This is a genomic window from Amycolatopsis roodepoortensis (assembly GCF_024628825.1).
In the GTDB taxonomy this organism is placed as follows: Bacteria; Actinomycetota; Actinomycetes; order Mycobacteriales; family Pseudonocardiaceae; genus Amycolatopsis; species Amycolatopsis roodepoortensis.
The window spans coordinates 3,023,763-3,050,716 of sequence record NZ_CP102415.1; the positions used below are offsets into that span (position 1 = coordinate 3,023,763).

Consider the following 26,954-nt stretch of genomic DNA (forward strand, 5'->3'; position numbering starts at 1 on the left):
CAGCGTGCCACCGCTCACGAGCGGCGGCACGTTCGCCAGCCTCTGCCATCCGATCAAAGAACCCTGGTCCTCCACCCATCACTTCAGGATGCGCCCGGATCAGCCGGAACGCCACCTATCGGCGCTGGTCGCCGCCGTCTACGGTCCTCTCATCGTCCGCAGTAAGAACAGAGCGCCCCTCCGGCCATACGGCCGGAGGGGCGCTTCCACATGAGGCAGCTCTCAAACTGCGTCGTAACGCCGCGCGAGAGCGGCCCGGACGATCCGCGCGGCCCTGGTGAGGGTGAGCGGGTCGTCTAGGGCCAAAACCGGCCCCACGACGCTCTGAGCGCTCCGGGTGGCGGTGCCCTGTCCGCCGTCCCGGAGTGAGTCGGCGTCTGGCTGGTCCGCGTTCTGCGGGCCGTCGGCGTGGCCACCGTCCTGTGTGTTCGGTCGGCCGTCTGCGGTGCCGTGTCCGTCCTCGGATTCGTCGGTGTCGTGGTCATGGTCGCTGCCTTTCGAGCGGGTGTCTGCGGTCGCTGGTCGTGTCGAACGGGAAGGGTCAGGCAAGGGCGGTCACCTCCCGTCGTCCGTGGTGAGGGAGGGACCTTCGCGGGTCCCGGAAACACCCGGGTTTCGGCCGGTTTCCGGGGCGTGCGGTCGGCGGGTCCCTGGGGTCCCTGAACCGCGTTCGCCCTGGTCAACGTCGGGACTTTCGTGGAGGGACTCGGCAGGGAGATCTCCCTGCGTCCCTGCCGGGTCCCCACTCGAATCCCTGCGGTCGCGGACACGGTCGGCGAGCGCGGCGGACACGTCCTCGGCGCGGATGACCTTCACTCCGTCCGACTTGACCGGAGTGATTCCGGAGTTGGTGAGTGCGGCTGTCAGGTCCCGGAACGTCCATCCCTCGTACTCGTCCGGGTTGAGCTGTGTCAGCCGCGTTAGGACGACCTGTGTCCGAACGCGACGTTCGCCGTTCATCACCGTGTCCACGTCGGCCAGGTGGTCGACGGCGGCGGGTGCCGCGTCGAGTTCCGGCCGTGCGCTGGTCTCGATGGCGTGGCCTGCGTCCTCAATGGACGCCATGGCGCGGGCGATGACCGGTGTCACGTCGTCGGCCCCGTCCTCGAACGGCACATAGAACGTGCGCACCAACTCGAAAACCTCATCGGTGATGCCGACGGCGACACAGGTTCCCCGGTCGGTGTTGATCCGTAGTTCGGTCGCGCGGACACCAGCCGCGTACCGGCCCGAACCCAACAGCCCGTCGTTGGCTACCTGATCGGCCACGGAGAACGCCACGCCGCAGGAGATGTTGCGCGTGATCTCCCGGGGAATGCTGTCCTTGGTGGGCGACTGCGTGGCCAGCAGGAGAACGACGCCGTACTTCCGGCCGCGTTTGATCAGCCGCACCGCCAGCTCCGCCGCCCGCTTCCCGAACTTGGGGTGCTGGAACAGTTCGTGACACTCATCGATCGCACACACCAGCGGGTGCAAGCCCAACGCGCGCTTGTCGGCGAGCTTGCGCGACACCTTCGGCGGCCGTCCCGGTTGTTCGCCGAGGACCTTGCCGCGTCGCTCCATTTCGGTCAGCAAGTCCGCCAGTGCTTGCGTCGCCGCCTCGGCCACGCTGTCATCCATTCCCATGCGGTAGCGGGACAACCGGGGCTCGAACGGAGCGAAGTCCGGAGACTCGCCCATCACGAACACCCACAACTCGGCCGTCGGGTCGAGTGCCGCACCGAGCACGAGCGTGCGCAGCGCCGAGGATTTCCCTTGCCCGGGGCGGCCTCCGATCAGCCAGTTGACCCCGAGCAACGGCGCGTTGATGACCAGCCCGCGTTGCGAGAGTCCGAACGGGACACCCTCGAAAAGGTCGACCTGTCCATCGTGAACCAAGGGCCAGTCGCCGGCGCCGCGGCCACCGAGAACACCCTTGTCCGCAACCCACAGATCTAGGATTCCGTCCTCGGATCCCTTAGTGGGCCACGTTTCCAGCGCGGCGCGTCCGAGGTTCGCCGCCAACCTGGATCGGCGCGCGGCCACCATGTCGGCCGTGACACCCATCGGCAACCGGATCTGCGCGGCGGTGCCGTCGCCGTCCTTGCGGGCGGCCACCGTGTACACGAGTTCCCCGCCGTCGCGGTAGAACTTGTCCAGCGGAGCGATACCGAGGTGAGCGAGTGCGCGGGAGATCATCCGTTCGTCAATCCACGAATCCGCGTCGTCTCGGTCCGGCTGCACGAGCCACCCCGCGCCCGGTGTCCGGTCGCGTCCCTCGAACGCGGCCGCGATCACCAGAGCCAACGGCAGCGCCCACAACACCACCGGTCCGAGGAACACCAGCACGGACCATGCCGCGTCGAGTCCGGTGTAGACCTCGGCGAGCCACGTCCACATGTCCGCCCGTTCCATGAACGCGGCCACCGCCCACAACACCGCCACCACCGGCGCGGCCACCCGCACCGCGATCACCAGCCGCCGTAGCGCGATACCTACCTTTGCCCATCGTGCCGTCGCGTCGGAGCGGATCAACTCTTGCGCGGCGCGGCGTGCTTCGGCGTCGCCTGCCAGCCGCGCCCGCCGCGCGTCCGCCCGCAGGTCGGCATACGTGGCCCACTGCCAGAATTTCAGCAGCCAACGCCACACGCCGCGCGCCACGAACCAGACCAGCCGCACCACATCGCGCGGAGCCTGCCGAACCCGGTAGGCGGCCAGCGACCGCGCCCGCACCACCGGCGCGGACTGCCACACCCGACGCAGCCACCGGCCGACACGGCGCCGCACCGTCCGCCGACGTGGCTGTGGCAACGTGTCATCCACCAACTCGCCGTCAAGGATCGGGCCGACGTACTCCATTTCGGACTTACGTGCGTCACTGGTCATGGCGCACCCCCTCGGCCACCTCGGCCGCCAGCGCGGCGGCCAGCCGGGACGACAGACCACGCGAACACCCGGTGGCTTCCCGCACCCATGCCGGAGTGATCGCCACGTCCGCCGACCACACGGCCCGCGCGTCGGCCAGATAGTCGGCGAACAGCTTCCGCCGTTCCGGCCGCGCCGCCTCGGCCACGTCCACGGCCGGTTCGGTCGCGGCCGGTTCATGAACTTCCGTTCGGTTCGTGGACGTGGAGACCGCGACGTGAACCGCGTCCGTGAGCTTGTCCCGCAGGTCGGTGACCGCCTCGGCGGCCACGAACACCACCACCGGGGGCACCGAGTGCAGCACCACCCCCGCAGGCGAACCGGCCGCCCACGATGACCACGTGTTCATGACATACGTGGCCGCCAGCGTGAGCCACTTCGCCGCACGCACCCACCGTCCCGTATGGACCTGGTACCGCGCGGTGATCTGTTCGGCCCGCAGGATGGCCAGCAGGACCAGGCACACCGTCGGGTCCAGCAGCCACGCCGTCAGCCACGGCAGCGAACCCACATCGGCGCCAGCGGCGGCGAACCACTGAACGTTCGCCGTCGTGAACGCCAACCCGAGCACGATCCCCGCCCAGCACAACCGGTCCACCTGACGACGGACCCGTTCCACCCGCCACGCGATCACATCCGGGTGGGACTGCCAGCGCCGAACCTCGGCAGCGTCGGCCGCCTCACGGGCCAGCCGATCAGCCCTCGTACTCTCGCTCGTGATCATCGGCGACCACCACCCCGACGCCTCGGCGCGTTGTCCACCGTGGTCACCGTCAGCGCCCGAGTCAGGACATGCGCCGCGATCAGGTCCGGCACCGCCAGCACCACGAGCAGCAGCAGCGGGCTACCCGGGTGCGTGATCACCAGCCACTGAACGCCCACGAACGCGGCACCCGTGAACAGCACCCGCCCGGCCAGCGACACCACCCGGGCGCTAGCCCGTGCCGCGTCGGCCGCCGCACGCGCCTTGCGGGCACTGGCCCGCCAGACCGTGAACAGCAGCACCAGGACACCAGCCCCGGCCAGAATCTGTGTCGTCGTCAGAGAGACAGTCATCGTGCCTCACCACCCCGACGACGCAGCCACACCGGGAACAGCGACCGCCGATCGGTATCCGGCAGCGCGCCCCACACCCCGACCGTGTTCTCACCGGCCGTGCGCAAGTCGAGTTCCAAGCACTGATCTATCACCGGGCACCCGGCACACATCCGTGCCGCAGTCGCCCTGTCCGTCTCCTCCGCAGGGAAGTCACTCCGGTCGAACGCCCACAAACACAGGCCGTCCCTTGCCACCACTTCGGACAACACGTCATCCGGCACGGCGGACAACCGGTCAAGCTGAGCAGCCAACTCCGTGTATTCGTCTTCAGTCATCGCGCACCGCCAAGCACACGCCGCAGTTCGGCGGCGGGAATCACGAGCTTGGAACGTCGGCGTACGGCGCGCAGCGTGCCGACACGGATAGCGCGGTGAACCTCATTGCGGTCGACACCAAGAATCCACGCGGCATCGGCCAAGGAGTAGAACGCCGGGTCACCGGCGGCGGGAAAGTTGTTCGTCATTAGATTGTGTCCTTAAGTCAGATGCGATGATTTCATCGCATAATTTGAGCTGATTTAGTCGCATTTAGGCGTGCAGGTGGTCCGAATGCGCGACGCGGTGTCGATCTCGCCGCCACGCAAAGCCGGAAGCGCTAATCTCGGCGCTGAGGCGGACCACGGAGGAATGGGTGTCGGAAGATTGGGCGTCGGTCGCGAAGGCCATCAACGAGCGCGTTCACGAGCTCGGATGGAAACAGCGCGAACTGGCGGAACGCTCGCAGGTTTCCCAGGCGATCGTTCGCGAGATCCAGAACCACACCGTGGAGCGCAAGCGAAGTGACCGTACGTTGGAAGCTCTGGCGTTGGCTCTCGGCTTGCACCCGCAGCATCTGCTTGCGGTGCTGCACGGTCGGATTCCCCCCGCGCCGGGTCAACCGCGTGAGGACATGGAAGACGCAGTGTCGGCACGACTGGCCGTCATTGAGCGACGCCTTACGGACGTTACTGAACAGCTCTCCGCACTTCGGGCAGAAATTGCCGACGTGCTGAGCCGGCCGGGCGGACCTTAGGAGTCCAATGGCGAGCGGTTTCGATTGCCTTCGCGTGGATCGCGTCAGCTGGTTTCCGGTGTCGTTCATGACTCAAGGAAACGGCAGCAAGGCGCCCCTGCGCAGGTGGCTGGGGTTAACCGCGGAACCATTAACTACGATTAACTACGCAGCTCAACGCGGTTATCGGCGGGCGGCGGCCGATGGCTGAGACTAGACTCCAAGCCGTACGCAGGCAGCTCGGTTACAAGGCCGAGGACGTCATAAAGATGCTCTTGCGCCGTGCCGACAGTCTGGCTGTTCCCGTCATGTCGGCAACGAGCCTCAAGACCAAACTCTCCCGATGGGAGAACGGCCGTGAGGCTGTCAGCCAGCCGTACCGTCGCCTGTTCCGCGACGTCTACGGCCGCACCAACGAAGAACTTGGCTTCCCCGAAGAGGAAGTGAACGACGAGGCAGACGAACTGATCTCGCGACTCGCGCTAGCGCGCTCGGTTGACGCTGAGACAGTCGAGATTTTCAAGCGGCAGGTTGACCAAGCTCGGCACGTGGACCGTCGGTTCGGCGGCGTGGCACTACTGGATCAGCTACGCAGCAACATCGAGCAGATACAGAGCCTGCTTGGATTCAGCACGATGCACGGTCAACGCCAAGCGCTCGCCGGAGTCCTTACCGAGGCATCGGCGCTCGCCGGTTGGGAAGCTCTCGACCGCAACGCGATCAGGCAGGCATGGGAGCACCACGAGACAGCGAAGGCGGCCGCCCGCGAAGCGGGGTCACCGCTCCTGCTTGCGCACTCGACCGCGCAACAGGCGTTCATCTTGATTGACCTCGGCGAAGTAGATTCGGCCGTCGGGCAACTTGCCGAAGCACGCGCGCTTGCCGACCGCACGGCTCCGCCAGTCCTGCGAGCTTGGATGGCGGCGGCACACGGGGAGGGACTCGCGGCGGCGGGTCAGAGGGACGACGCGCTACGCGCGTTCGACTCGGCAGACAGCCACTTGCCCACTGACCCCGTGGACCCCGCTCTACCCTTCCTATTCCTAGGGGGTGCACACCTCGACCGATGGCGCGGCAACGCGCTGAGCAAGCTCGGTGAACCTGACGCAATCCAGCGGCTCACCGACGCGTTACCGCGCCTGCCATCGGATTTCATCCGCGCCAAGACTGGCATGTTGGTGGACCTAGCTTTCGCCTTCGCGGCAGCAGGCGACCGAGATGCTTCACTCGACTATGCCCGGCAGGCGCGGCGACTCGCCGCACAGATCAAGTCAGACCGGCAACTACGCCGTCTCGGTGGGCTGATCTTGCCCGGAAGCAGCATCAGCGACATTGCGTGAGGCGATGTAGTACAGCAGCGGGACCAACGCTCCAGCGCCGAGAATTTCCTTACGCTGAGCCAATTCCGGGATTCGACTGAGGGGAACCCACTCAAGCCGACCAACTTCCTCGGTGTCCGTCGGTTCGCCGACCTTCTCAGCGTCGCGCCACAAGTAGACGTCCGTCGGCGCCGTGACCTGTCCGGGAAGCGGCTCGAAGCCGATCAGGTGTTCCGCTTCACCGATCGGCTGGTAGCCGCTCTCCTCCCGGATCTCGCGGGCGGCAGTCGCGGCGGGTTCCTCGCCGTCTTCAACAAGGCCACCTAACAGCTCGTACCCCCACTGGTCCGTTGCGAACCGGTAGCGCCACAACATCAAGACACGATCTTGATCATCCACGATCAGCCCGATTGCGATGGGTGCCAGGTGCACAACGTGGTACTCCCACCGCTCCCCGTTCGGCGCCTGAACGTCGGTCAGCCCGAGGCGTACCCACTTGTTGTCATAGACAGTCCGCTCACCAAAGGTCTTCCAGGACCCAACATCTCCAGTCACGCAGGGAGCCTAGCGCGAACCTACGCGTGTCATAAGCGCCTCTAGTCGGCGATTCTGGCGCGCAGAGCCGATATCAGCGGCAAGCGTCCGCGCACGTCCAATGTGCACATGAGCTTGATCACGCTCACGGATCTCCGCAAACGCCGTTGCCAGGTCAACCCGCAGCGCCGTCTCCGCGCGGACGAACGTGGGATCGAGTCGGACAAGAGCGTCGGTAAGCACATCGATCGCTTCCGGTTCACCGACTCTCGCGAGTGCGTGGCCACGCCAGCGAGCAAGGTGGACCGAATCTAAGGCGAGATACGGCCCATCATCCTGCCCAACGTCGTCCGGCAGCAACGCTGCGGCATGATCGAACGCGCGGAGGCTCGCAGAACGTTGTCCATCGGCGGCGAGCGTCTCGCCGTGCGCAGCAGCAAGCCACGCCCTAACCGGCCGATCAGTCTTCCGGTCGACCCGCCGACGAATGCTCGCCATCAACTCGGCAGCGGAGGCCGTCTCCCCGAAGTCCACCAACACGAAAGCCTGTCCCGCGCTGGTGTGCGCCTCGAACGCAGGGTTAGTTGACTCCCTCGCGACCATCTTCCCGTCTTCGTAGTACCGCCAGGATTGCGCCACGTGCCCAAGGTCCAGCGCTTGCCAACCGGCGAGCGTTCTCAACTCGGAGAGCAGGGCCGCCAGTTCTTCGCGTGTCGACGGCATGACGCTGTGCCCCATAAGCCTGCCGACCTGCCCGATTTTGGTGACGACCTCATCATGAGCGAGTACAGCGCCCAATTGCCGATCAAGCCTCCGCGTCATGGTCAACTGATCGCGCAAGAGTTGCAGCACGGAACCATCGATCCGACCGGATGCCCGCAGCAGAGCGCGAAACTCCGCATCTTCGTCGGACTGCACAGGGAGAGTCTGAGGGGGCGCAAGCAAGTCATCTATCCCGACGCCGAAGATCCGCTCTAAAAGCCTGGCGGTAGGTTGCTGAGGGCGCCCGAGAGGCTTCCCGCCGTCCCCCTTGCCGGATGCCAGCCGCTTAACGTGGCGCACACTGAGGGTCCCAGGCTCGCCGCAGTCGCGGGCAAACCTCGTTGCGAACTCGGCGAAGTCGGCGAAGGTTTCCCGCCGTTCCCAAATCAGTTGCTCAAGCAGCGTATGCGGACGACGTGACTGCGTCTCGTCACTCATGCTGCACCCCTTCCGCTCTGTATGGCCCTCACGTGGCCCTCACGTGGCCCGCAGATGGCCCCGCAAGAGCCTCCACTGAAATCAGTGTATCTGGAACGCTGATCTCAGCGTATCCGGCCGTTGTGGCTGGTCAGGACGACAAGTCGAGTGGAATGATCATGAGCGAAACGAGGTCAACGGCGGTTCTCGATCGCCCTGCGACGACACCGCCCGCTTACGGCTACATGCGTGTTCCTTGCGATGTTTCTGACGAAAAGGTTCGAAAGCTCGAAAACCAAGTAGTCGCATTCGCCGAAAATAACGGCCTCCGATTCGTCGGCTTCTTTTTCGAGTTCCATTGTGGATCACGTGAAGCTTTCGACGAACTAGTTGCCGAATTGGTTCGCACTGACGCGCATCACGTAGTCGTGCCAAGCCTTCGTCATCTTGCTCAAAATGGACTGCTTCAAGACCAAATGTTAGAGCACTTGAGCTTCAAAGCGCGCGCCCAAGTTCTGGCGATGCGGCTTAGAACAGCAATCGAATAGGCAGGTTTCGACGAACCATGGAAAACAACCTAGAGCCCACGAAGAGCAATAGCGATCCTGCAATGAACGAAGACACTGAGGCACTCATTGAATCTCTTCAAGCAGTATCCGAATACGCAGGACCAATCGCCGAAGCTTTAACGCTAGGAAAGATGACACCCGAAAGGCTGCGAAAGTACGCCGACATGCTAAAAGAGCTATCCGACCTGATCCACGAGTACGCCTCACTAAAAAAGGAGGGATCAGACTAATGATCGGGTGGGGACTATTCTCGATAGCAGTCGTCGCAGTTCCCATGATCGCAGCACTTGTGTGGGCACTTAACGAGTACGCAAGCAACCGCCGACAACGAAAGTTCCTTCTTAAATACGAGCACCGCTCCGTGTCCGGCATACGCAAACGCGTCGAACTCGAATTAGCTAACGACGACACTCAAGCAATACCCAAGATTCGACATGGAGCGCCGGGGCCGGACCCACTTCAGGAAGGGCAACGATCCGGAATCCTGCCGTCCTCAAAACGGCCACGACATTACGCGCCCACTTGTACCCGAGGGGATCAAAGAGAACGTTCTGACCGTTCCCGCTAAACCTTCCCAACGTGTCGTTAAAGTCACCGCCCCCCGGATTCATCGTCCCCGGGAAAGCGGAATCCAAGGTGGTGAGCGGGTCTAACTCCTTACTCCCCGCAGTGATCCACCTGCGACCAGAGGGACACCCGGAGTCGAGCCGTCCGCGTCTTAGCAGGCAGATGCGGACGGCTCCTCCTTAAATAAGCCGATTTCACTTGAGCCGGACAATCCCCGGCCACAACCCTCTAGGAATCATGAAACCGAATACCCTTGAAGCGTCGCGCCTATTGAAGCCTTCCAACTACGCCGCTGGCCTAGATAGGACGTTCATGCTCCCAGTGCGGCTAATCATTGCAACGATGCTAGTAGATCTACAGTGGCATGAGTACGCTCTTATTGCCGAAGCCACGCGCATGACATCGAGCGACCTATCCGGCCACCTACAAAAGCTGAACGGCCGTCGCTATGCCGAGACAAAGCGAGCAGGTCAACACTCCTACTGGCGACTCACGGAACTGGGCAAAGAGAAGCTGTCCAGTCACATCGATGCATCGCGTCGCCTATTCGCAGTAGCCGAAGAATGCCTCCAATCCTTTCAGCAGAACGACCGCTCCGCGGGCGATACCGGAAAGAAATTAGCGCAAGATTACAGGGCAGGGGCAACAATCAGGGAACTCGCCGACTCTCACGGCCTGACTTTTTACTCTGCACGGGAAACTCTCTTAGCCGAGGGCGTATTACTGCGACGCAATGGACCAACACCGCCCTCGGCACCTCCAGAAATGGTCAATAGTTACTCAAACGGTTCGAGCATTCACGATGTAGCAAAAGAGTACAGCGTTAGCTATGATGCCGCCCGGCGCATGCTTATAGCGGCTGGAGTGAAACTGCGCCCGAAAAGCAATCCAGCCAAGGGTAAGGCAGCACGAACACCGTCTATCGCCGCGAAGCCCATTAACGCCGATAGCCAAGTCGACCCAGATAGTACGACTGCCGAAATGGTGCGCAAATACAACGGCGGACAAACCCTTGAAGGATTGGCCGAAGAGTATTCCCGCAGCTACCGAGCAGTTCGCAACCTACTACTGGAAGCGGGGGTGACCATGCGCCCCCCGAAGATACAGCTACCGCCGACGCCACCGGGAATGGTCAACGCCTATAACCATGGCTGGTCGATTCGGCAACTAGCCACAAAGCACGACATGACCTATAGCCGGACCCGCCGCGTGCTGCTCGCCGAGGGCGTCGTACTCCGTGGGGTCGGACGGCCGGGTTCCGCCTGGTAGGGCACTTGCAGCCCGGTTACGTCTCTATTACAACTGCCGGAGGACAAGATCGCGAAGAACCGCGTCCATCTCGACCTCCGCGCCGCGCCCGGCCTCGTGGGAGACGAGCGTATGGCGGCGCTCGAAGCCGAATGCGACAGGCTCGTCGCGCTCGGGGCGAAGCGGATTCAGCGCTTCGAGCCCGAGCAGCCGCTGAGCCTCGGCTTCATCGTGATGAACGACCCGGAAGGCAACGAATTCTGCCTAGACTGAGGTGACGGCGATCGCGTTGTCCTCCAGCGAGCCGAAGTAGAGGGTCCCGGCCCGCTCGCGGACGCCGACGAGCACATGGAACCCGTCGATCTCCCCGCGCAGTTCGTGGACCAGCTTCCCGTCCGGAGTCACGCCCCGCACCCCGCATTCCCGCGCGGGTGCGGGCTGCAGGGCCGTCGGCAGCGCCCGGACTCCGGCCCGCAGGGGCGCGGGGAGCTTCTGCACCAGGGAAAGCGCGGGGACCTTCGGGCTCGCCACGGTGATCCAGATCAGCCCGTCGCTGCCGGTCGAGATGTTGTCCGGATAGCCCCACAGGTCGTCGACGAGGTAGTCCCGCGTCCCCGCCTTGTCCCCGGTGAGCCACACGCGCGCGACCCGGTAGGCGCCGGTCTCGGCGACGGCAACATAGGACTCGTCGGGCGGCAGCGCGACGCCGTTGGCGAACTGGAAACCGTCCGCGAGCTGCTCGATCTTGCCGTCCGGCGTGCGGCGCAGGAGCCGCCCGCCGCCGGTCTGCTCGATCAGGTCGTCGCGCCATTTCTCGATGCCGAAGCGGCGCGACGAGTCGGTGAAGTACACCGTGCCGTCGGAGGCGACGGCGGCGTTGTTGCAGAACACGAAATCGAGCCCCACCGCCGACGTCGCCAAAGTGGTCACGGGGCCGCCCGCGAGCGGCATGGTGAGCAGACCGGCCTTGGCGTCGCAGATCAGGAGGTCTTCGCCGTAGAATTCCAGCCCCAGCGGACGCCCGCCGGTGTCGCCCAGGACGTCGATCCGTCTGCCGTCCGGCGTGACGCGCAGGATCCGCCCGTCGTCGACGCCGGTGTAGATCCGCCCCTGGTCGTCGACCACGACGTCCTCGGGACCGTGCCCGTTGACCGGGATGACCGTGACCTCGCCGAACGCCATCGCGTGTCTCCTACCGATAAGTGAGCAGTTGTGCGGCTTCCGCCTCGAAATGCGGATGTTCGTTGAAGGACAGCAAGGTCACCCCGCCGCGGCCGGACACGAGTTTGGTGATGCCCGCGTTCACGGTGACCCGGTTCAGCTTCAGCAGCCCCGCTTCCGGCGTACCCATGAGCGCGCCGCAGACCGTCGCGATCACGCCGCCGGAGCTGAAGACCACGGCGTGCTCGCCCTTGCCCAGCGACGCCACGACGTCGGCCAGCGCGCCTTTGACCCGCTCCAAGAACCGGGGCCAGGTCTCGGCACACGGACTGTCTTCGCCGGCGGAGACCCAGGCGTTCAGCGCACCGTCCAAAGCGGCCTGATACGCCCGCGAATCGGTCTGCTGGACACCGGCCGCGTGATGCTTCGCGATGTCGACGTGGTCGTACTCGTTCCAGCGCTCGTCCTCGACGACGGCGATCCCGGAGCCGAGCACCTTCAACGCCGTCGCGGCCGTGTCCCGTTGGCGGGCAAGGGAACCCGCTCGCACCTGGGTGAATTCGACACCGCGCCGCAGCAGTTCCTCACCGACCACAGTGGACTGTTCGAAGCCGCGCGGCGAGAGCTGGTCGTAGTTCGCCGCGCCGAACGAGGCCTGCCCGTGCCGGACCAGGTAGATCGCACCCATCTACGCGGTTCCTCCTCCGATGATCCGGCGGCAGCGCCCGTCGAGGTAACCGACGAACTGCCACAGGTCCTTCAACGCCGGATTGGTCGTCTGTCCACTGTGGAACCGGTAGTAGATCTGCTGGATCACCACCGCGAGCCGGAACAGGCCGTACACCTCGTAGAACGTCCAGTCGCCGATATCGAGGCCGGAGCGTTCCGCGTACCGGCGCACGAACTCCTCGCGCGTGTACATCCCCGGCACGTGCGTCGGCTGACGGCGGCTGAGCTTCATGACGTCGTCATCGTCGTCCTGCACCCAGTACGCCAGGGTGCTGCCCAGTTCCATCAGCGGATCGCCGAGGGTGGCCATCTCCCAGTCGAGCACGCCGACGATGTCGAGAGCGTCGTCGAGCACCAGGTTGTCGAGGCGGTAGTCGTTGTGGATCAAGCAGATCTTGACCTCGGCCGGCTGATTCTCTTTCAGCCACGCCATGACCTCGGCGCAGTCCGGGACATTCTCCGTGCGCGCCTTGAGGAATCGCTCCGACCAGCCGCGCACCTGGCGCTCGACGTAGCCGGCGCCCTTGCCGAGGTCGGCGAGCCCCGCGGCCTCGACGTCGACGGCGTGCAGCTCGACCAGCCTGTCGACCACCTTGCCGCACAACTCGCGCGCATCCTCCGGCGACAGTTCGAGACCGGCGGGCAGATCTCCGCGCAGGATCAGGCCTTCGAGCCGTTCCATCACGTAGAAGTCGCCGCCGAGCACGGTTTCGTCGTCGCAGAAGGCGAGCACCTCGGGCACGTACGGGAAGACGGGCCGCAAACCCTGCTGGACCCGGAATTCGCGGCGCATGTCGTGCGCGGACGCGGCCTTGTGCCCGAGCGGCGGGCGCCGCAGGATCAGCTCGCGATCCGGGTAAGTCAGCAGGTACGTGAGATTCGAGGCGCCACCGGGGAACTGGCGGACCTCGGGCGGCGCGTCGCCGAGTCCGGGCACCCGTCCGGCCAGCCACGCGTGCACCGCGGCCGGGTCGAACGAGTCCTCTCCGCGTACCTCGACGGTCTTGTCCGGGGCCACCGTCATCCGAACTTCTTCAGCAACGGCGCCGGGACGAACGGGAAGAGCTTCGAGAGCACGCTCCAGGGCCACGTCGGCACGAACGCCTTCGCCGTCTCGGATTCGATCGCCTTCACCAGCGCCTGCGCGCCGGGCTCCGCCCTGACGGCGCCAGGGAGCTTCGAGATGTCTTCGTTCATCTCCGATTCGATGAACCCGGGATGCAACGTGGTGACCTTGATCGGCGTCTTCAGCAGCTCGATCCGGGTGCCCTCGGCGAACGACGAGATACCCGCCTTCGAGGCGGCGTACGCGGTCGCGTTGCCGGGCACACCGCGCAGCGCGAGGAAGGAGGACACGACCACCAGGTGGCCGTTCTTCTGCTTGCGGAAGATGCCGACGGCGGCTTCGATCTGGGCGGCCGCGGCGAGGAAGTTCGTCTGGAGGGTCTCGCGGTTGGCGTCGAACCGGCCGGTGCCGATGCGCTGCCCCTTGCCGAGCCCGGCGTTCACGATCACGCGGTCGAGTGAGCCGAGTTCCTCGCGGAACTCCTCGAAGACGGCGAAGACCTGGTCGTGGTCGTTCACGTCCAGCTTCCGGGTGACCACGGTGATGCCGGGGTACGCCTTCTTGAGTTCCGCGGCGAGCGCTTCGAGTCGGTCGACACGACGGGCGGCCAGCGCCAGGTTGCGGCCTCTGGCGGCGTACTGCCTGGCCATTCCCTCGCCGAGTCCGGAGCTCGCCCCGGTGATCAGGATGTTCTTCCGCAGGACCATGGCAGGGAGCTTACCCGTTGGTAACAAGTCTGGGACCCCCTCGGACATGGGGCTGCCCCCGGCGCCTGGGGTTCGCCGGGGGGCAGCCTGTCCACAAGGGTCTTACTTGACCTGGAGCAGCTTGTTCGCCGTTCCGCCGGTCGGGTTGCTGATCTTGCCGTCCGCGGCGGCGCCGACCAGGCCTTCGGCGACCTGGGCCGGGGTGGCCTCGGGGTTCGCCGAGAGGTACAGCGCGGCGGCACCGGCGACGTGCGGCGCGGCCATCGAGGTACCACTGATGGTGTTGGTGGCGTCGTCACCGGTCGCCCACGACGAGGTGATGTCGACACCCGGCGCGTACAGGTCCACGACCGAGCCGTAGTTCGAGAAGCTGGCCTGCTTGTCGGTCTTGTCGCTGGCGGCCACCGTGATGGCCTCCTTCACCCGGGCGGGCGAAGTGGTGCCGGCGTCGGAGGACTCGTTGCCCGCCGCGAGCGCGAAGGTCACGCCCTTGTCGATGGCGCCCTTGACCGCCGCGTCGAGCGCGTCGTCCGCGCCGCCGCCCAGGCTCATGTTGGCGACCGACGGGCCCTTGGCGTTCGCCGCGACCCAGTCGACACCGGCGACGACACCCTCGGTGGTGCCGCTGCCGTTGGCGTCCAGCACGCGGACGCCGACGATCTTGACACCCTTGGCCAGGCCGTGGTCCGTGCCGCCGATGGTGCCGGCGACGTGCGTGCCGTGGCCGTGCTCGTCGTTGGGGGTGTCGTCGTTGTCGACGAAGTCCTTGCCACCGGTCGCGCGGTCACCGAAGTCCTTGTGCGAGCCGCGGACACCGGTGTCGATGACGTAGGCGGTGACGTTGTCGGCCTTCGTCGGGTAGGTGTACTTGTCGTCGAGCGGCAGGTCCGCCTGGTCGACGCGGTCCAGGCCCCACGACGGCGGGTTGTCCTGGGTCTCGCTGATCTTGAACGTCTTGTTCTGGACGACGTACGCGACCTGCGGGTCGGCGGCGAGACGCTTCGCGGCGGCTTCGTCGGCCTTGATCGAGAAGCCGTTCAGCGCCGAACCGAACGTGCGGGACAGCGTGGTGCCGTACTGACCGGTGAGGCCCTGCGCCTTGGCGGCCACGTTCGCGGTGATCTCGTGCGCCGCGGCCACGCCCTGGCCGACCGCGGTGGGCTTGAGCACGACGATGTAGCTGCCGCCGACCGCGTTGGCCGCACCCGCGCCGCGGATCTCGCCCTGCTGCTCGGCGTTGGCCGCACCCGCGCCGAACGTGGCGACCGCCGCGGTCACCCCGGCGAGGGCGACTCCCGCCACGAGGCCGCTACGGGTCTTTCGGGACTTCAGGTTCTTCCGGGACTTGCTCACTGGTTCCCTTCCTGCCGCGCCGTGCGGATCACCCGGGAGGATGATCGTTGTTGAGAGCCATGCAAGCCGGTGCCCTGGTGGCGGGCAATGATTCACAGTTACCAGTACTAGGCCATCCGGAGTAACCGCGCTCGTCCGTAAAGTCGTTTTCGCCTGGCAGAAGGCGCCCCTGAAGCGTTACCTCAGACTGTTAAAGTTATTCGTGTTGTTATCAACCGGGCGGTGTCAGGGAACGGCAGACGGGGGCGGTCGGGCAGCATATGGTGGCGGGGAGCGCGGCGGACCGAGTGACCACGGACGATGAAGATCAGCCGCGTACCGCGTTCGCCACCGCGTTGAGATCGGCCATCGCCACCAGCGGCCTGAGTCTCGACCGTATCCAAGCCCGGCTGCTCGCGCGCGGCGCGTCGGTGAGCGTGACCGCGCTGAGTTACTGGCAATCGGGCAAACGTCAGCCGGAACGGCAGAGTTCGCTGTCCGCGGTCCGGGTCCTCGAAGAGGTCCTGGCGATCCCCGCCGGTTCGCTGCTGAGCCTGCTGCCGCCGCCGCGACCGCGCGGGGCGTCGTCACGCCGCAGCCGGGCGACCACCGAGCAGCCGCTGACCTTCCCGCTCGAAGCGCTCCAGGCGCTGCTGGAGAAGGTCGGCGCGCCCAACGCGCTCGAACAACACCATCAGCTGAAACTCGTCGGCCTGCACGACCTGTGCGAGATCGCCGAGGACGGCGGGCAACGCGCGGTGACCGCGCGGGCGGTGTTCCAGGCGGGCGCGGACGGGCAGGACCGCTGGCTGCTGGTCTACGCCCAGGGCGATCCGGAGGCCGGGCCGCCGGTGCTGAACACGCTGCGCAACTGTCACGTCGGCCGCGCCGAGGTCGACGACGAGCACGGGCTCACGGTGGCCGAACTGCTCTTCGACCGGCCCATCGACCGCGGCGAGACCCACCTGATCGAGTACTCGCTGACCAACCCCGGGCCGCCGTACCCGGAATGCCGGAACACGCATTACCGCGAGTTCCGGCGTCCCGTGCGCGAGTACCTGCTGGAGGTCCGGTTCGATCCGGGCACCGTGCCGGCGAAATGCTGGCAGTACAGCGCCCACGGCGCCTCGGCGGGGCCGAGGGACCGGAAGGAACTCAAACCGGACCAGGGCAACGGCGTCCACGCCGTGGCGCTCGACTTCGGCCCCGGCGTGTTCGGCATCGACTGGGAGTACTAGTGCAGCTTGTTGCGCAGCACCTTCCCGGTCGCGTTGCGCGGTAGCTCGTCGAGGAACTCCACCTCGCGCGGCACCTTGTACCGGGCGAGGTTGGCCTTGACGTACTCGCGCACGCCGTCGACGTCCAGATCCGACTTCTCGGCCCGCACCACGAAGGCCTTCAGCCGCTGCCCGAACTCGGGATCGTCGACCCCGATCACGGCGGCTTCGAGCACGTCCTCGCGTTCGACCAAAAGGTTCTCGACCTCGATCGGGAAGACGTTCTCGCCGCCGGAGACGATCATCTCGTCGTCGCGGCCGTCGATGAACAGCAGGCCGTCCTCGTCGAAATGGCCGACGTCGCCGCTGGAGAGCAGGCCGTCGATGATCTCCTTGTTGCGCCCGTCGGTGTAGCCCTGGAAGCTCAGCCCGCTGCCGACGAACACCCGGCCGGTGACATGCGGCTCGGTGATCTTCTCGCCCTTTTCGTCGTACAGCGCGACCTTGCAGCCCACCGGCGCGCGGCCGACGGTGCCCGGCGCCTTGCGCCAGTCCTCGGGGGTCGCGACGGTGGCGACCGCGACCTCGGTGGAGCCGTAGAGGTTGTGGACGACGTCGCCGAACGCGGCGGTCGCACGGTTCCCCAGATCCGGTGACAGCGCGGAGCCGGCGACGAAGATGATCCGCAGGGACGAGGTGTCGTACTTGGCGCGGACCTCCTCGGGCAGGTCGACGATCCGCTGCAGCATCGTCGGCACGAGGACCAGCGTGGTGCAGCGGTTCTCCGCGACGCCGCGCAACGTCTCCTCCGGCACGAACTTGCGCCGCATGACGACCTTCGAACCGAGCGCGAACGACAGGATGAACTGCGACAACCCGGTGCCGTGGAACAGCGGCGCGCCCATGTAGGTCGCCTCACCGGTCCGCAGCGGGATGCGGTCTAGGAACTGTGCGGAGGCGAGAGCGGAGGTGTGCGGCCGCGGCGCGCCCTTCGGCGTCCCGGTGGTGCCACTGGTCAGGAGGATGAACCCGCCGGGTTTGGCGGGCGCGGGCCACGCGCGGTCGTCGGTGCTGGCGACCAGTTCGGCGACGACGGGGACGCCTGCCGGGCGTGCGGTGTCCGAATCGACCCACGCGAGGTAGTGCTCGACGTCGCCCTCGACCGCGTCCAGCAGGCCGGTGAACTCCTGGTCGTACACGAGCGCGGTGACGCCTTCACGCTTGGCGACGTCCGCGAGCTGCGGTTTGGCGAACCCGGTGTTCATCAGCAGCAGCTTGGCGCCGAGCTTGCCCGAGGCGAGCATCGTCAGCACGAGACCACGGTGATCGCGGCACAGCGCGGCGATCACCGAACCCGGGCCGAGGCCGCGTTCGGACCACGCCCTGGCCAGCGCGTTCGACTGGGTGTCGAGCTGCTTGAAGGTCAGCGGGCCGAGCTCGTCGATGATGCCGGTCGCGGTCGGGTCCCGGCGGGCGGCGATCATGTTCGCGCCGGCGAACGGGCCCCATTTGCGCACCATGACCAGCGAACGCAGACCTTCGTCGACGCGCGGGATGGGGAGCAGGCCCGCTTGGCGCATCACGTCGATGCTGCGCACGGTCTCGGTCACCTTGCCCGCCACCAGGGTGGCGAGGCCGGTGGGGTTTCTCATCCGGGCACCTCCGTTGCTGCTGCGGCGAGACACCATGCCCCCGGCGGTTCGCGTACCGGCGGTATGGGGTTGCTACTCGACAGTAGCCGACCGATAGCGCAGGCGCACTAGCCGTCTGGTGACAGAAATGTCGGAGGGAACCACCACAATGTGAGTGTGCAGGCGATCGCAGGTCAAGAGGAGGATGGCGACTTCGCGATCGCTTTTTCCGGGCAGCCGGCGCGGCGGGGGATGAAGCTCCCGGAGTTCGTCGGCGAAGTACGGCGATTGGAGGCGGAGCACTCACCCCGTTGGGTGTTCCCGTCGGTCGAAGGGACGTATCCGGCGCTGATCAAGGCGGGTGTGCGGGTGCGGCGCTGTCACGACCTGGCGCTGACCGAGGGATTGCTCCTGGCCCACGAAGGGCGCCCGCAGGAATCGCGGAGTCTGCGTGCCGCGCTGGCCAGGGCGAACGGGCAAGAGGCGCCCGCCGACGAGCCGCCGCTCTGGGCCGAGGACGACCAGCCCACGCTTTTCGAGACCCGGGGGCCGCGGCTGCCGTCCGGTGTCACGGTGATCGACGCGGCGCGCCGGGTGCTGGCCGAGCAGGAGAAGCGAGTCGCTCTCACCGAGCGTCCGGAGCGGCTCCGGTTGCTTTTCGCGGCGGAGTCGGCGAGCGCGCTGGCGGCCGCGGAGATGTCGGCCGACGGGCTGCCTTGGCGAGCCGACCTGCACTTGGCGCTGCTGGCCGAGCAGCTCGGGCCGCGTGTCCCGGCGGGGCACCGGCCGAAGCGGCTGGTCGAGCTGGCGGCGAAGATCAGCGACGCGTTCGGCGGACGCCCGGTCAACCCGGACGCCCCGGCCAGCGTCGTGCGGGCGCTCGGCCGGGAGGGCATCGAGGTCTCGTCGGCCAGGAAGTACCTGCTGCGCGACATCGACCACCCCGCCGTCCCGCCGCTGCTGGAGTACAAGGAGCTCGCGCGGCTGCATTCGGCCAACGGCTGGACGTGGCTCGACGAGTGGGTGCACGACGGCCGGTTCCGTCCGCACTACGTCGTCGGCGGGGTCGTTTCGGGCCGCTGGGCGAGCCGGGGCGGGGGTGCGCTGCAGATCCCGAAGGTCCTGCGGACCTGCGTCCGGGCCGATCCCGGCTGGAAGCTGGTCGTCGCCGACGCCGCCCAGCTGGAGCCGCGGGTACTGACGGCGTTGTCCGGCGACCGGAAGCTGGCCGAGGTCGCCGCGGCCACGGATCTGTACGCGAGCCTCGCCGAGGCGATGTTCTCCGGTGTGCGCCGCGTGCCGGTGCCCGCTTGGGACGACAGGGACGACCGGGATCGAGCGAAGATCGCGATGCTGTCGGCGATGTACGGCGGCACTTCCGGCGAGGCGGGACCGTTGCTGGCGTTGCTGCGCACGAGGTTCCCGGACGCGGTGTCCTATGTGGAGCGTGCCGCGCAGGCCGGGGAACGCGGTGAGCGCGTCCGTTCGCGGCTGGGCCGGACGTCGCCCGCGCCGTCGGAGGCCTGGCGCGCGCTGACCGGCGGCGTCGCGGAGGACGAGGCGGGCGAGCTGAAGGCGCGGCAGGCGTCCCGCAACTGGGGGCGTTTCACCCGGAACTTCGTCGTGCAGGCGAGCGCGGCGGATATGACCGCGGTCCTGCTGGCGACCCTGCGGAGCAGGCTCCCCTCCCCCGCGCACCTGGTGTTCTTCCAGCACGACGAGGTCCTGGTACACACCCCGGCCGAGTTCGCCGACGAGGTCTCGGAGTCCATTGTGGACAGTATGGCCGAGGCGGCGCGGATGCTCTTCGGTCCCGCCTGCCCGGTCCGGTTCCCGCTGCACATCGCCTCCGTGGACACCTACGCCGACGCTAAGTGAGTTACGCCCCCGATCACGCGAGTTACGCCTCTGATCACGCGAGTTACGCCTTCAATCACGCGAGTTACGCCCTCAATCACGCGAGTTCGCCGCCTGATCACGCGTGTCGTCCATCGGATCACGCGCGTCGTCCATCGGATCACGCGAGTTCCGCCTCCAGTCACGCGAGTTACGCCCTCAATCACGCAAGTTCCGGCCTCGATCACACGAGTCCCGTTTTCAGGCGACGGGAACACGTGACCAGATGGCGAACTCACGTGATCAGATGGACGACGCGCGTGATTGAACGGACGACACGCGTGATCAGGCGGCGAACTCGCGTGATTGGGGGCGTAACTCGCGTGTTTGGAAGCGTAACTCGCGTGGGTGGGGGCGTAACTGGCGTGCGTGGGGGCGGGACTCGCGTGGGTGGGGGCGTAAGTCGCGTGAGTGGGGGAAGGTTGCAGAGCGCCGCAGTTAGCTGGCTAATTGCGGGGGGCGGCGGCATCGTCCAGGGCCTTGATGACCCGCTTGAGGGAGACGGGGTGGGCGGTACCGAGCGTCTGGGCGAAGAAGCTCACCCGAAGTTCCTCGATCATCCACCGGATCTCCCGCAGCGCGGGCGACGAAGTGCCCGGCGGCAGCGCGTCCAGCGCCGCCTGATACTCGTTCCGGAGCCACGCGATGTCGCCGGTGCGCTGGATGTCGCGCGTCGGCTCGGTCGGGAGCTTCTCCAGCCGCCGTTCGATCCCTCGCAGGTACCGGACGACGTGCTTGAGCCTGTCCTGCCCCGTTTCGGTGACGAAACCCTTGTGCACCAAGCCATCCAGCTGCGAGCGGATATCCGCGAGCGAGTCCTTCGGACCGCGCGTGTCGGCCAGCCGCGTTTCGACGTCGTTCGCGGCGCGCAGGATCTTCTCGACGTTGGTCAGCACGTCGAGCACCCCGGAGTTCAGCCCGGCGCGCACCGTCTCCAGCAGGACCGCGAAGCCGGCCTCGTCCCAGCGCGGTCCGCCGTTGTCGGCCACGAGCTTGTCGACCGCGCAGTCCACACAGTCTTCGAGCAACGCCGCCACGGAGCCGTGCGGATTCCGGTTCAGCACGAGTTTCGACGAGTTGCCGAGGTTACGGGTGATGAACTTCATCGGCGACGGGATGTTCAGCCGCAGCATCCGCCGCGTGCCCGCCCACATCGACTGTTCCTGCTGGCCCGGTGTGTCCAGCAGCCGCACCGCCACGGAAGCGCCTTCGTCGACCAGCGCCGGATACGCCTTGACGTCGTGCCCGCGCTGCTTGCTCGCGAACACCTTCGGCAGCTCACCGAACGCGGGCGTCGTCAGGCCCTCGCGCTCGATGCTGTCGGCGGCCTTGGAGATCGTCGCGCGCACCTGCCCGCTCAGATCCCGTTTGAGCGCCTCGATGTCCTTGCCCTCGGACACCTTCTTGCCGCGGACGTCGACCACGCGGAAGGTCATCTTCAGATGCTCGGGAACCATCGACAGCTGCCAGGCGTCGTCGGGGATCACCACCCCGCGCAACGCTTCCAGCTCGTCGGCGACGACGTGCAGCAGCGGCCCGTCGGCCGGGCCGACCCGCGAGAGCACCAGCTTCGCGTGATCAGGCGCCGGCACGAAGTTGCGTCGGATCGCCTTGGGCAGAGACTTGATCAGCTGTGTCACCAGCTCTTCGCGCAGGCCGGGGACCTGCCAGTCGAAGCCGTCCGGGGTCACCTGGTTCAGCACCGGCAGCGGGATGTGCACGGTGACACCGTCGGCGTCCGCGCCCGGCTCGAACTGGTACGTGAGTTTGAAGGTCTGGCCGCCCTGGGTCCAGAAGTCGGGGTAATCGGCCTCGCGCACGCCGCCCGCGGTCTCGTTGATGAGCATCGTCTTCTCGAAGCTCAGCAGGTCGGGCTGGGTGTGGCGCGCCTTCTTCCACCAGCTGTCGAAATGCCGCGCGGAGACGACGTCGGCCGGGACGCGCTGGTCGTAGAACTCGAAAAGCGTCTCGTCGTCGACCAGGATGTCGCGGCGGCGGGCCCGGTTCTCCAGGTCCTCGACCTCTTCGAGCAGCGCGCGGTTCTCGCGGAAGAAGTGGTGCCGGGTCTCCCAATCGCCTTCGACGAGCGCGTGCCGGATGAACAGCTCGCGGCTCACCTCGGGGTCGATCCGGCCGTAGTTGACGCGGCGGTCGGCGACGAGCGGGACGCCGTACAGCGTCACCTTCTCCTTCGCCATCACCGCGCCCTGCTTGCGTTCCCAGTGCGGCTCGGAGTAGTTCCGCTTCACCACGTGCCCGGCGAGCGGCTCGACCCATTCCGGCTCGATCCGCGCGTTGACCCGGCCCCATAGCCGTGAGGTCTCGACGAGTTCGGCCGACATGACGAACCGCGGCTGCTTCTTGAACAGCGCCGACCCCGGGAACACCGAGAACCGCGCCCCGCGCGCGCCGAGATAGTCGCCCTTGGCCGGATCCTTGAGGCCGACGTGCGACAACAGCCCGGCGATCAGCGACGTGTGCACCCGTTGCGGATCGACCGGGCCGGAGGTGTTGAGGGTGATGCCGAGCGGTTTGGCCAGCTGACGCAGCTGGCTGAAGATGTCCTGCCATTCGCGGATGCGCAGGTAGTTCAGGTACTCGTTGCGGCACATCCGGCGGAACTGGTTGGTGGACAACGCCTTCTGCTGCTCGGTGACGTACTCCCACAGGTTCAGGTACGCGAGGAAGTCGGACGTCTTGTCCGCGAACCGCGCGTGTTGCTCGTCCGCCGCCTGCTGCTTCTCCGCCGGACGCTCGCGCGGGTCCTGAATGGACAGTGCGGCGGCGATGATCATCACTTCGCGGACGCAGCCGTTGCGGGACGCCTCCAGCACCATCCGCGCCATCCGCGGGTCGACCGGGAGCTGCGCGAGCTTGCGGCCGGTCTCGGTGAGCTTCTTGCCGTCCGACATCTCGAACGCGCCGAGTTCCTGCAGCAGCTGGACACCGTCGGTCACCTGACGGCGGTCCGGCGGCTCCACGAAGGGGAACGCCGCGATGTCGCCGAGGCCGAGCGAGGTCATCTGCAGAATGACCGACGCGAGGTTGGTCCGCAGGATCTCCGGATCGGTGAACTCGGGCCGCGCGTCGAAGTCGTCCTCGGAGTACAGCCGGATGCAGATACCGTCGGACGTCCGGCCGCAGCGGCCCTTGCGCTGGTTCGCCGACGCCTGCGACACCGGCTCGATCGGCAGCCGCTGCACCTTCGTGCGGTGGCTGTAGCGCGAGATCCGCGCGGTGCCGGGGTCGATGACGTACTTGATACCGGGCACGGTCAGCGACGTCTCGGCGACGTTCGTCGCGAGCACGACGCGGCGTCCGGTGTGGCGCTGGAACACCCGATGCTGGTCCGACGACGAAAGCCGGGCGTACAGCGGCAGGATCTCGGTGTTCCTCAGGTCCTGTTTGGACAGGGCGTCCGCCGCGTCGCGGATCTCCCGCTCGCCGGAGAGGAACACCAGGATGTCGCCGGGCCCCTCGTGCTGCAGTTCGTCGACGGCGTCGCAGATGGCCTGCGTCTGGTCGCGATCCTGGTCGGCGTCCGGGTCGTCGGGGTCGATGATCGGCCGGTACCGGACCTCGACCGGATAAGTCCGGCCGGAGACCTCCACGATCGGCGCGTCGTCGAAGTGCTTGGAGAACCGCTCGGGGTCGATCGTCGCGGAGGTGATGATCACCTTGAGATCGGGGCGGCGCGGCAGGAGCTGCTTGACGTAGCCGAGGATGAAGTCGATGTTGAGGCTGCGCTCGTGCGCCTCGTCGATGATCAGCGTGTCGTACTGCCGCAGCATCCGGTCGGTCTGGATCTCGGCGAGCAGGATGCCGTCCGTCATCAGCTTGACCAGCGTGTCCTGGCCCGACTGGTCGGTGAACCGGACCTTGTAGCCGACGGCATCGCCCAGCTCGGTGTTCAGCTCGGAGGCGATGCGATCGGCGACCGTGCGCGCGGCCAGCCGCCGCGGCTGCGTGTGCCCGATCTGGCCCCGGATGCCGCGGCCGAGTTCGAGACAGATCTTCGGCAGCTGGGTCGTCTTCCCGGAGCCGGTCTCGCCCGCGACGATCACCACCTGGTGGTCGCGGATGGCGGCGGCGATCTCGTCCTTGCGCTGGCTGACGGGCAGCTCTTCGGGGAACGAGATCTTCGGGACGGCGTCGCGCCTGCGGGTGACCCGCAGCTCGGCGGCCTCGATGTCGGCCTCGAGCTGGGCGGCGATCGACTCGGCGTTCCGCGCTTTCCGGGCACCGTCGAGCCGGCGCCGGAGGCGGTGCTCGTCGCGCGACATGAGTTCGGGCAGGCGAGCGCGCAGGGCGCCGAGCGGGGAAGGTTGAGAAGCCATGACCGGCACCAGGATAGCCGTGCGTGACGATCCGGGCCTCCGAATATGCCGGAGGCGACATCGCGCTGGTCAGGAGCGGGTGAGCGCCCCCGGGGTGAGGTCGGCCAGGGTCCGGTGCCCGGACAGGCCCATGGTCAGGTCGAGATCGGCGAGCAGGCTCCGCAGCACGTGCCGGACGCCCTCCTCCCCCGCGTGCGCCAGGCCGTACACCCACGGCCGCCCCACCAGCACGGCCTTCGCGCCGAGCGCGAGCGCCTTGGCGATGTCGGCGCCGGTGCGGATACCGGAGTCGAACAGGATCTCCAGCCGGTCGCCGACCGCGGCCACGATCTCCGGGAGCGCGTCGAGCGAGGCGACCGCGCCGTCGACCTGACGGCCGCCGTGGTTGGACACGACGATCCCGTCCATCCCGGCCTCGACGGCGCGGCGCGCGTCGTCGGGGTGCTGGATGCCCTTGAGCACGATCGGCCCGTCCCAGTGCTCGCGCAGGAACGGCAGCCGGTCCCAGGTGCTGTCGGTACCGGTGATCATCGAGATCCACCGCAGGATCGCGGTGGGCGGATCCTCCTCCGGCGTCTTCTCCAGCAGGCCGCGGAACACCGGGTCGCTCAGCGGGACACCGAGCCCGACGCCCTTGATGAACGGCAGGTACGCGTGGTCGAGGTCGTTCGGGCGCCACGCGAGGGTCCAGGTGTCGAGCGTGACCACGAGTGTGGTGAAGCCCGCGGCCTTCGCCCGCGCCAGGATGCTCGCGCAGACCTCGTTGTCGGTCGGCCAGTACAGCTGGAACCAGCGCGGCCCCTCACCGCCGGCCTCGGCGACGTCCTCGATGCTCGTGGACGACGCCGTCGACATGACATACGGCAGGCCGACCGACGCCGCGGCCCGCGCGGCCGCCGGTTCGGCGCCCTCGTGCACGATCGACTGGACGCCGACCGGCGCCAGCAGCACCGGCGCCGGTACCGGCGTCCCCAGCACGGTCGTCGACAGATCGCGTTCGGTGGCGCCGGTGAGCATCCGGGGCACGAGACGCCAGCGGTCGAACGCCTCCCGGTTGGCCCGCGCGGTGGCGCCGGACCCTGCCGAGCCCGCGACGTACCAGAACGGCCCGGGCTCGAGGATCTCCCGCGCGGACTCCTCCAGCTTCGTGGCGTCGGTGGAGCACGGCGGGAAGGTCCCGCCGAGCCCCTGCAGGTAGATCTCGTTCTGGTAGCCGCCGAACCGTTCGGTCACCCAGGCCTCCTCGTCACGTCGCCCTGGCCGGCTCGTCGCGGCGGGTCGAGCCTCGGACAATACTCGCCGGTAGCAACCAGGTGAGTTTCTCCGAGCGGATGACCGCGACTGGACCGATCACGGCCAGCAGGAGGACGTAGCCCGCGACGAACGGCGCGACCCGCGAGTCCAGCCCGGCCGCGGTCGCCATCGCGGCGAGCACGAGCGAGAACTCGCCGCGGGTGAGCACGGTGAGCCCGATGTTCACCCCGGCCTGGCGATCGAAACCGTTCACTCGTGCGGCCAGCGCGCCCGCGCCGAGGTTCAGCACGATCGTCAGCGCCACCGCGATCAGCACCGGCACGACCACCGAGCCGACCGCGTTCGGATCGATGCTGAGCCCGAAGATGAAGAAGAACAACGCGCCGAACGCGTCGCGCAGCGGGAGCACCAGCTTGTGGATACGCGGCGCGACCTTCGAACCGCCGAGCATCATGCCGACCATGAACGCGCCGATGGCGTCGGACACCCCGACCTCTTCGGCGACGGCGGCACCCATCACCGCGACACCTACGAAGCAGACGGTGAGCAGTTCGTCGTCGGCCGAACCGAACAGCTTCGAGATCACCCGGCCACCCCAGCGGGCGAGCGCGGCCATCACGATCAGGAACGCGAAGGCCTTGCCGAAGTCGGCGAGCGCCGTACCGAAGCTCCCGGCGCCGGAGAGCACCGGCTGCAGCAACGCCAGGTACAACGCGAGGAACAGGTCCTCGATCACGATGATGCCCATGATCAGCCGGGACTCGGGGTTGTTCATCCGGCGGGATTCGAGCAGGAGCTTGGTGACGATCGCGGACGACGAGATCCCGATGGCACCGGCGATGACCAGCGCTTCCCTGGTCCCCCAGCCCAGCAGGAAGCCGAACGCGAGACCGCCGCCGATGTTCAGGATCAGGTAGATCAGCCCGGACCAGACGAGTTTGCGCCCGCCCTTGGCCAGATCGTCGAGGGAGAATTCGAGGCCGAGGTAGAACAGGAGGAAGACGAGACCGAGCCCGGCGAGCACGCCGAGTTCGGCCGGATCGTCCACAAGGGACAGTCCGGGGGTGTTGGGGCCGAAGACGAAACCGGCCAGCATGAACAGGGGGATGGTCGGCAGCCCGATACGGGCGCCCGCTCTGGCGATGACACCGGCGGCGAGGAACGCCCCGCCGACGGCCAGCAGGGCATGACCGGAACTCATGGAGACCTCCGATGG

The 26,954-nt window shown here is 67.1% G+C and carries 22 protein-coding genes and 1 pseudogene; 7 read left to right on the forward strand and 16 right to left on the reverse strand.

Annotated elements, in window-relative coordinates:
• Window positions 1–555: 555 nt before the first annotated feature.
• The 5 genes from NQK81_RS14210 to NQK81_RS14230 are packed head-to-tail and all read right to left on the reverse strand — an operon-like array spanning window position 556 to window position 4,465.
• Complete coding sequence (locus NQK81_RS14210) at window positions 556–2,865, reverse strand: FtsK/SpoIIIE domain-containing protein (RefSeq protein WP_257488567.1); 2,310 nt, start codon at window positions 2,863–2,865, stop codon at window positions 556–558.
• The gene (locus NQK81_RS14215; protein ID WP_257488568.1) at window positions 2,855–3,628 is read right to left on the reverse strand and encodes a hypothetical protein; all 774 of its coding nucleotides are present in this window, start codon (window positions 3,626–3,628) and stop codon (window positions 2,855–2,857) included. The genes NQK81_RS14210 and NQK81_RS14215 overlap by 11 nt, the downstream gene beginning before the upstream one ends.
• Entirely contained in the window at window positions 3,625–3,960 is a 336-nt protein-coding gene (locus tag NQK81_RS14220; protein WP_257488569.1) for a hypothetical protein, read from the reverse strand. Before NQK81_RS14220 ends, NQK81_RS14215 begins: the two co-directional genes overlap by 4 nt.
• Window positions 3,957–4,277 (reverse strand): WhiB family transcriptional regulator, encoded by a 321-nt coding sequence (locus NQK81_RS14225; RefSeq protein ID WP_257488570.1) that lies wholly within the window; start codon window positions 4,275–4,277, stop codon window positions 3,957–3,959. Before NQK81_RS14225 ends, NQK81_RS14220 begins: the two co-directional genes overlap by 4 nt.
• Window positions 4,274–4,465: a helix-turn-helix domain-containing protein gene (locus tag NQK81_RS14230; protein WP_125735442.1), complete on the reverse strand. Its 192-nt coding sequence runs from the start codon at window positions 4,463–4,465 to the stop codon at window positions 4,274–4,276. The genes NQK81_RS14225 and NQK81_RS14230 overlap by 4 nt, the downstream gene beginning before the upstream one ends.
• A 167-nt stretch (window positions 4,466–4,632) precedes the next feature.
• On the opposite strand from NQK81_RS14230, the gene NQK81_RS14235 reads away from it, so the two are divergent.
• Together NQK81_RS14235 and NQK81_RS14240 are read left to right on the forward strand one after the other, a co-directional pair.
• Entirely contained in the window at window positions 4,633–5,013 is a 381-nt protein-coding gene (locus tag NQK81_RS14235; protein ID WP_257488571.1) for a helix-turn-helix domain-containing protein, read from the forward strand.
• A gap of 182 nt (window positions 5,014–5,195) precedes the next feature.
• Window positions 5,196–6,332, forward strand: a complete 1,137-nt coding sequence (locus tag NQK81_RS14240; RefSeq protein WP_257488572.1) for an NsdA family TPR-like regulatory protein — start codon at window positions 5,196–5,198, stop codon at window positions 6,330–6,332.
• Here the strand turns inward: NQK81_RS14240 and NQK81_RS14245 are convergent.
• Both NQK81_RS14245 and NQK81_RS14250 read right to left on the reverse strand, forming a co-directional pair.
• Window positions 6,276–6,866, reverse strand: coding sequence for an NUDIX hydrolase (locus tag NQK81_RS14245; protein ID WP_257488573.1), 591 nt, complete (start codon window positions 6,864–6,866; stop codon window positions 6,276–6,278). The two genes, NQK81_RS14240 and NQK81_RS14245, sit on opposite strands and share 57 nt — an antisense overlap.
• Window positions 6,867–6,875: 9 nt before the next feature.
• A complete protein-coding gene (locus tag NQK81_RS14250) occupies window positions 6,876–8,045 on the reverse strand; it encodes an NsdA family TPR-like regulatory protein (protein WP_257488574.1) in 1,170 nt (389 codons plus the stop codon).
• Between the two features lie 158 nt (window positions 8,046–8,203).
• On the opposite strand from NQK81_RS14250, the gene NQK81_RS14255 reads away from it, so the two are divergent.
• From NQK81_RS14255 to NQK81_RS14265, 3 genes and pseudogenes are all read left to right on the forward strand, one after another.
• Entirely contained in the window at window positions 8,204–8,572 is a 369-nt protein-coding gene (locus NQK81_RS14255) for a recombinase family protein (protein ID WP_257488575.1), read from the forward strand.
• Window positions 8,573–9,502: 930 nt separating this feature from the next.
• Window positions 9,503–10,429 carry a helix-turn-helix domain-containing protein gene (locus NQK81_RS14260; protein WP_257488576.1) on the forward strand — a complete coding sequence of 309 codons (927 nt, stop codon included), beginning with the start codon at window positions 9,503–9,505 and terminating at the stop codon, window positions 10,427–10,429.
• A 30-nt stretch (window positions 10,430–10,459) separates the two neighbouring features.
• Window positions 10,460–10,681, forward strand: a pseudogene (locus NQK81_RS14265) (VOC family protein); the annotation flags it as partial.
• Here the strand turns inward: NQK81_RS14265 and NQK81_RS14270 are convergent.
• From NQK81_RS14270 to NQK81_RS14290, 5 genes are all read right to left on the reverse strand, one after another.
• On the reverse strand, window positions 10,673–11,590 hold the full coding sequence (locus tag NQK81_RS14270; RefSeq protein WP_126735518.1) for an SMP-30/gluconolactonase/LRE family protein: 918 nt from the start codon (window positions 11,588–11,590) through the stop codon (window positions 10,673–10,675). The pseudogene NQK81_RS14265 and the gene NQK81_RS14270 sit on opposite strands and share 9 nt — an antisense overlap.
• 10 nt (window positions 11,591–11,600) lie before the next feature.
• Window positions 11,601–12,257, reverse strand: coding sequence for a histidine phosphatase family protein (locus NQK81_RS14275; protein ID WP_257488577.1), 657 nt, complete (start codon window positions 12,255–12,257; stop codon window positions 11,601–11,603).
• A complete protein-coding gene (locus NQK81_RS14280; RefSeq protein ID WP_257488578.1) occupies window positions 12,258–13,322 on the reverse strand; it encodes a phosphotransferase family protein in 1,065 nt (354 codons plus the stop codon).
• Window positions 13,319–14,071, reverse strand: coding sequence for an SDR family oxidoreductase (locus tag NQK81_RS14285; RefSeq protein ID WP_126735513.1), 753 nt, complete (start codon window positions 14,069–14,071; stop codon window positions 13,319–13,321). The genes NQK81_RS14280 and NQK81_RS14285 overlap by 4 nt, the downstream gene beginning before the upstream one ends.
• Before the next feature lie 102 nt (window positions 14,072–14,173).
• Window positions 14,174–15,424, reverse strand: coding sequence for a S8 family peptidase (locus NQK81_RS14290; protein WP_126735511.1), 1,251 nt, complete (start codon window positions 15,422–15,424; stop codon window positions 14,174–14,176).
• A gap of 260 nt (window positions 15,425–15,684) precedes the next feature.
• Between NQK81_RS14290 and NQK81_RS14295 the strand changes: the two genes are divergently transcribed.
• The gene (locus NQK81_RS14295; protein ID WP_126735509.1) at window positions 15,685–16,641 is read left to right on the forward strand and encodes a hypothetical protein; all 957 of its coding nucleotides are present in this window, start codon (window positions 15,685–15,687) and stop codon (window positions 16,639–16,641) included.
• Here the strand turns inward: NQK81_RS14295 and NQK81_RS14300 are convergent.
• Window positions 16,638–18,272, reverse strand: a complete 1,635-nt coding sequence (locus NQK81_RS14300) for an acyl-CoA synthetase (RefSeq protein WP_257488579.1) — start codon at window positions 18,270–18,272, stop codon at window positions 16,638–16,640. The genes NQK81_RS14295 and NQK81_RS14300 overlap by 4 nt on opposite strands.
• Before the next feature lie 150 nt (window positions 18,273–18,422).
• Here NQK81_RS14300 and NQK81_RS14305 point away from each other — a divergent pair, with 150 nt between their 5' ends.
• Entirely contained in the window at window positions 18,423–20,129 is a 1,707-nt protein-coding gene (locus NQK81_RS14305) for a bifunctional 3'-5' exonuclease/DNA polymerase (RefSeq protein WP_257488580.1), read from the forward strand.
• Window positions 20,130–20,593: 464 nt separating this feature from the next.
• Here NQK81_RS14305 and hrpA read toward each other — a convergent pair whose 3' ends face one another.
• From hrpA to NQK81_RS14320, 3 genes are all read right to left on the reverse strand, one after another.
• Entirely contained in the window at window positions 20,594–24,430 is a 3,837-nt protein-coding gene (gene hrpA, locus NQK81_RS14310; protein WP_257489757.1) for an ATP-dependent RNA helicase HrpA, read from the reverse strand.
• A gap of 123 nt (window positions 24,431–24,553) precedes the next feature.
• Complete coding sequence (locus NQK81_RS14315) at window positions 24,554–25,717, reverse strand: lactate 2-monooxygenase (protein ID WP_257488581.1); 1,164 nt, start codon at window positions 25,715–25,717, stop codon at window positions 24,554–24,556.
• A gap of 13 nt (window positions 25,718–25,730) precedes the next feature.
• Window positions 25,731–26,939, reverse strand: coding sequence for a cation:proton antiporter (locus NQK81_RS14320; protein ID WP_257488582.1), 1,209 nt, complete (start codon window positions 26,937–26,939; stop codon window positions 25,731–25,733).
• Window positions 26,940–26,954 lie beyond the last annotated feature (15 nt).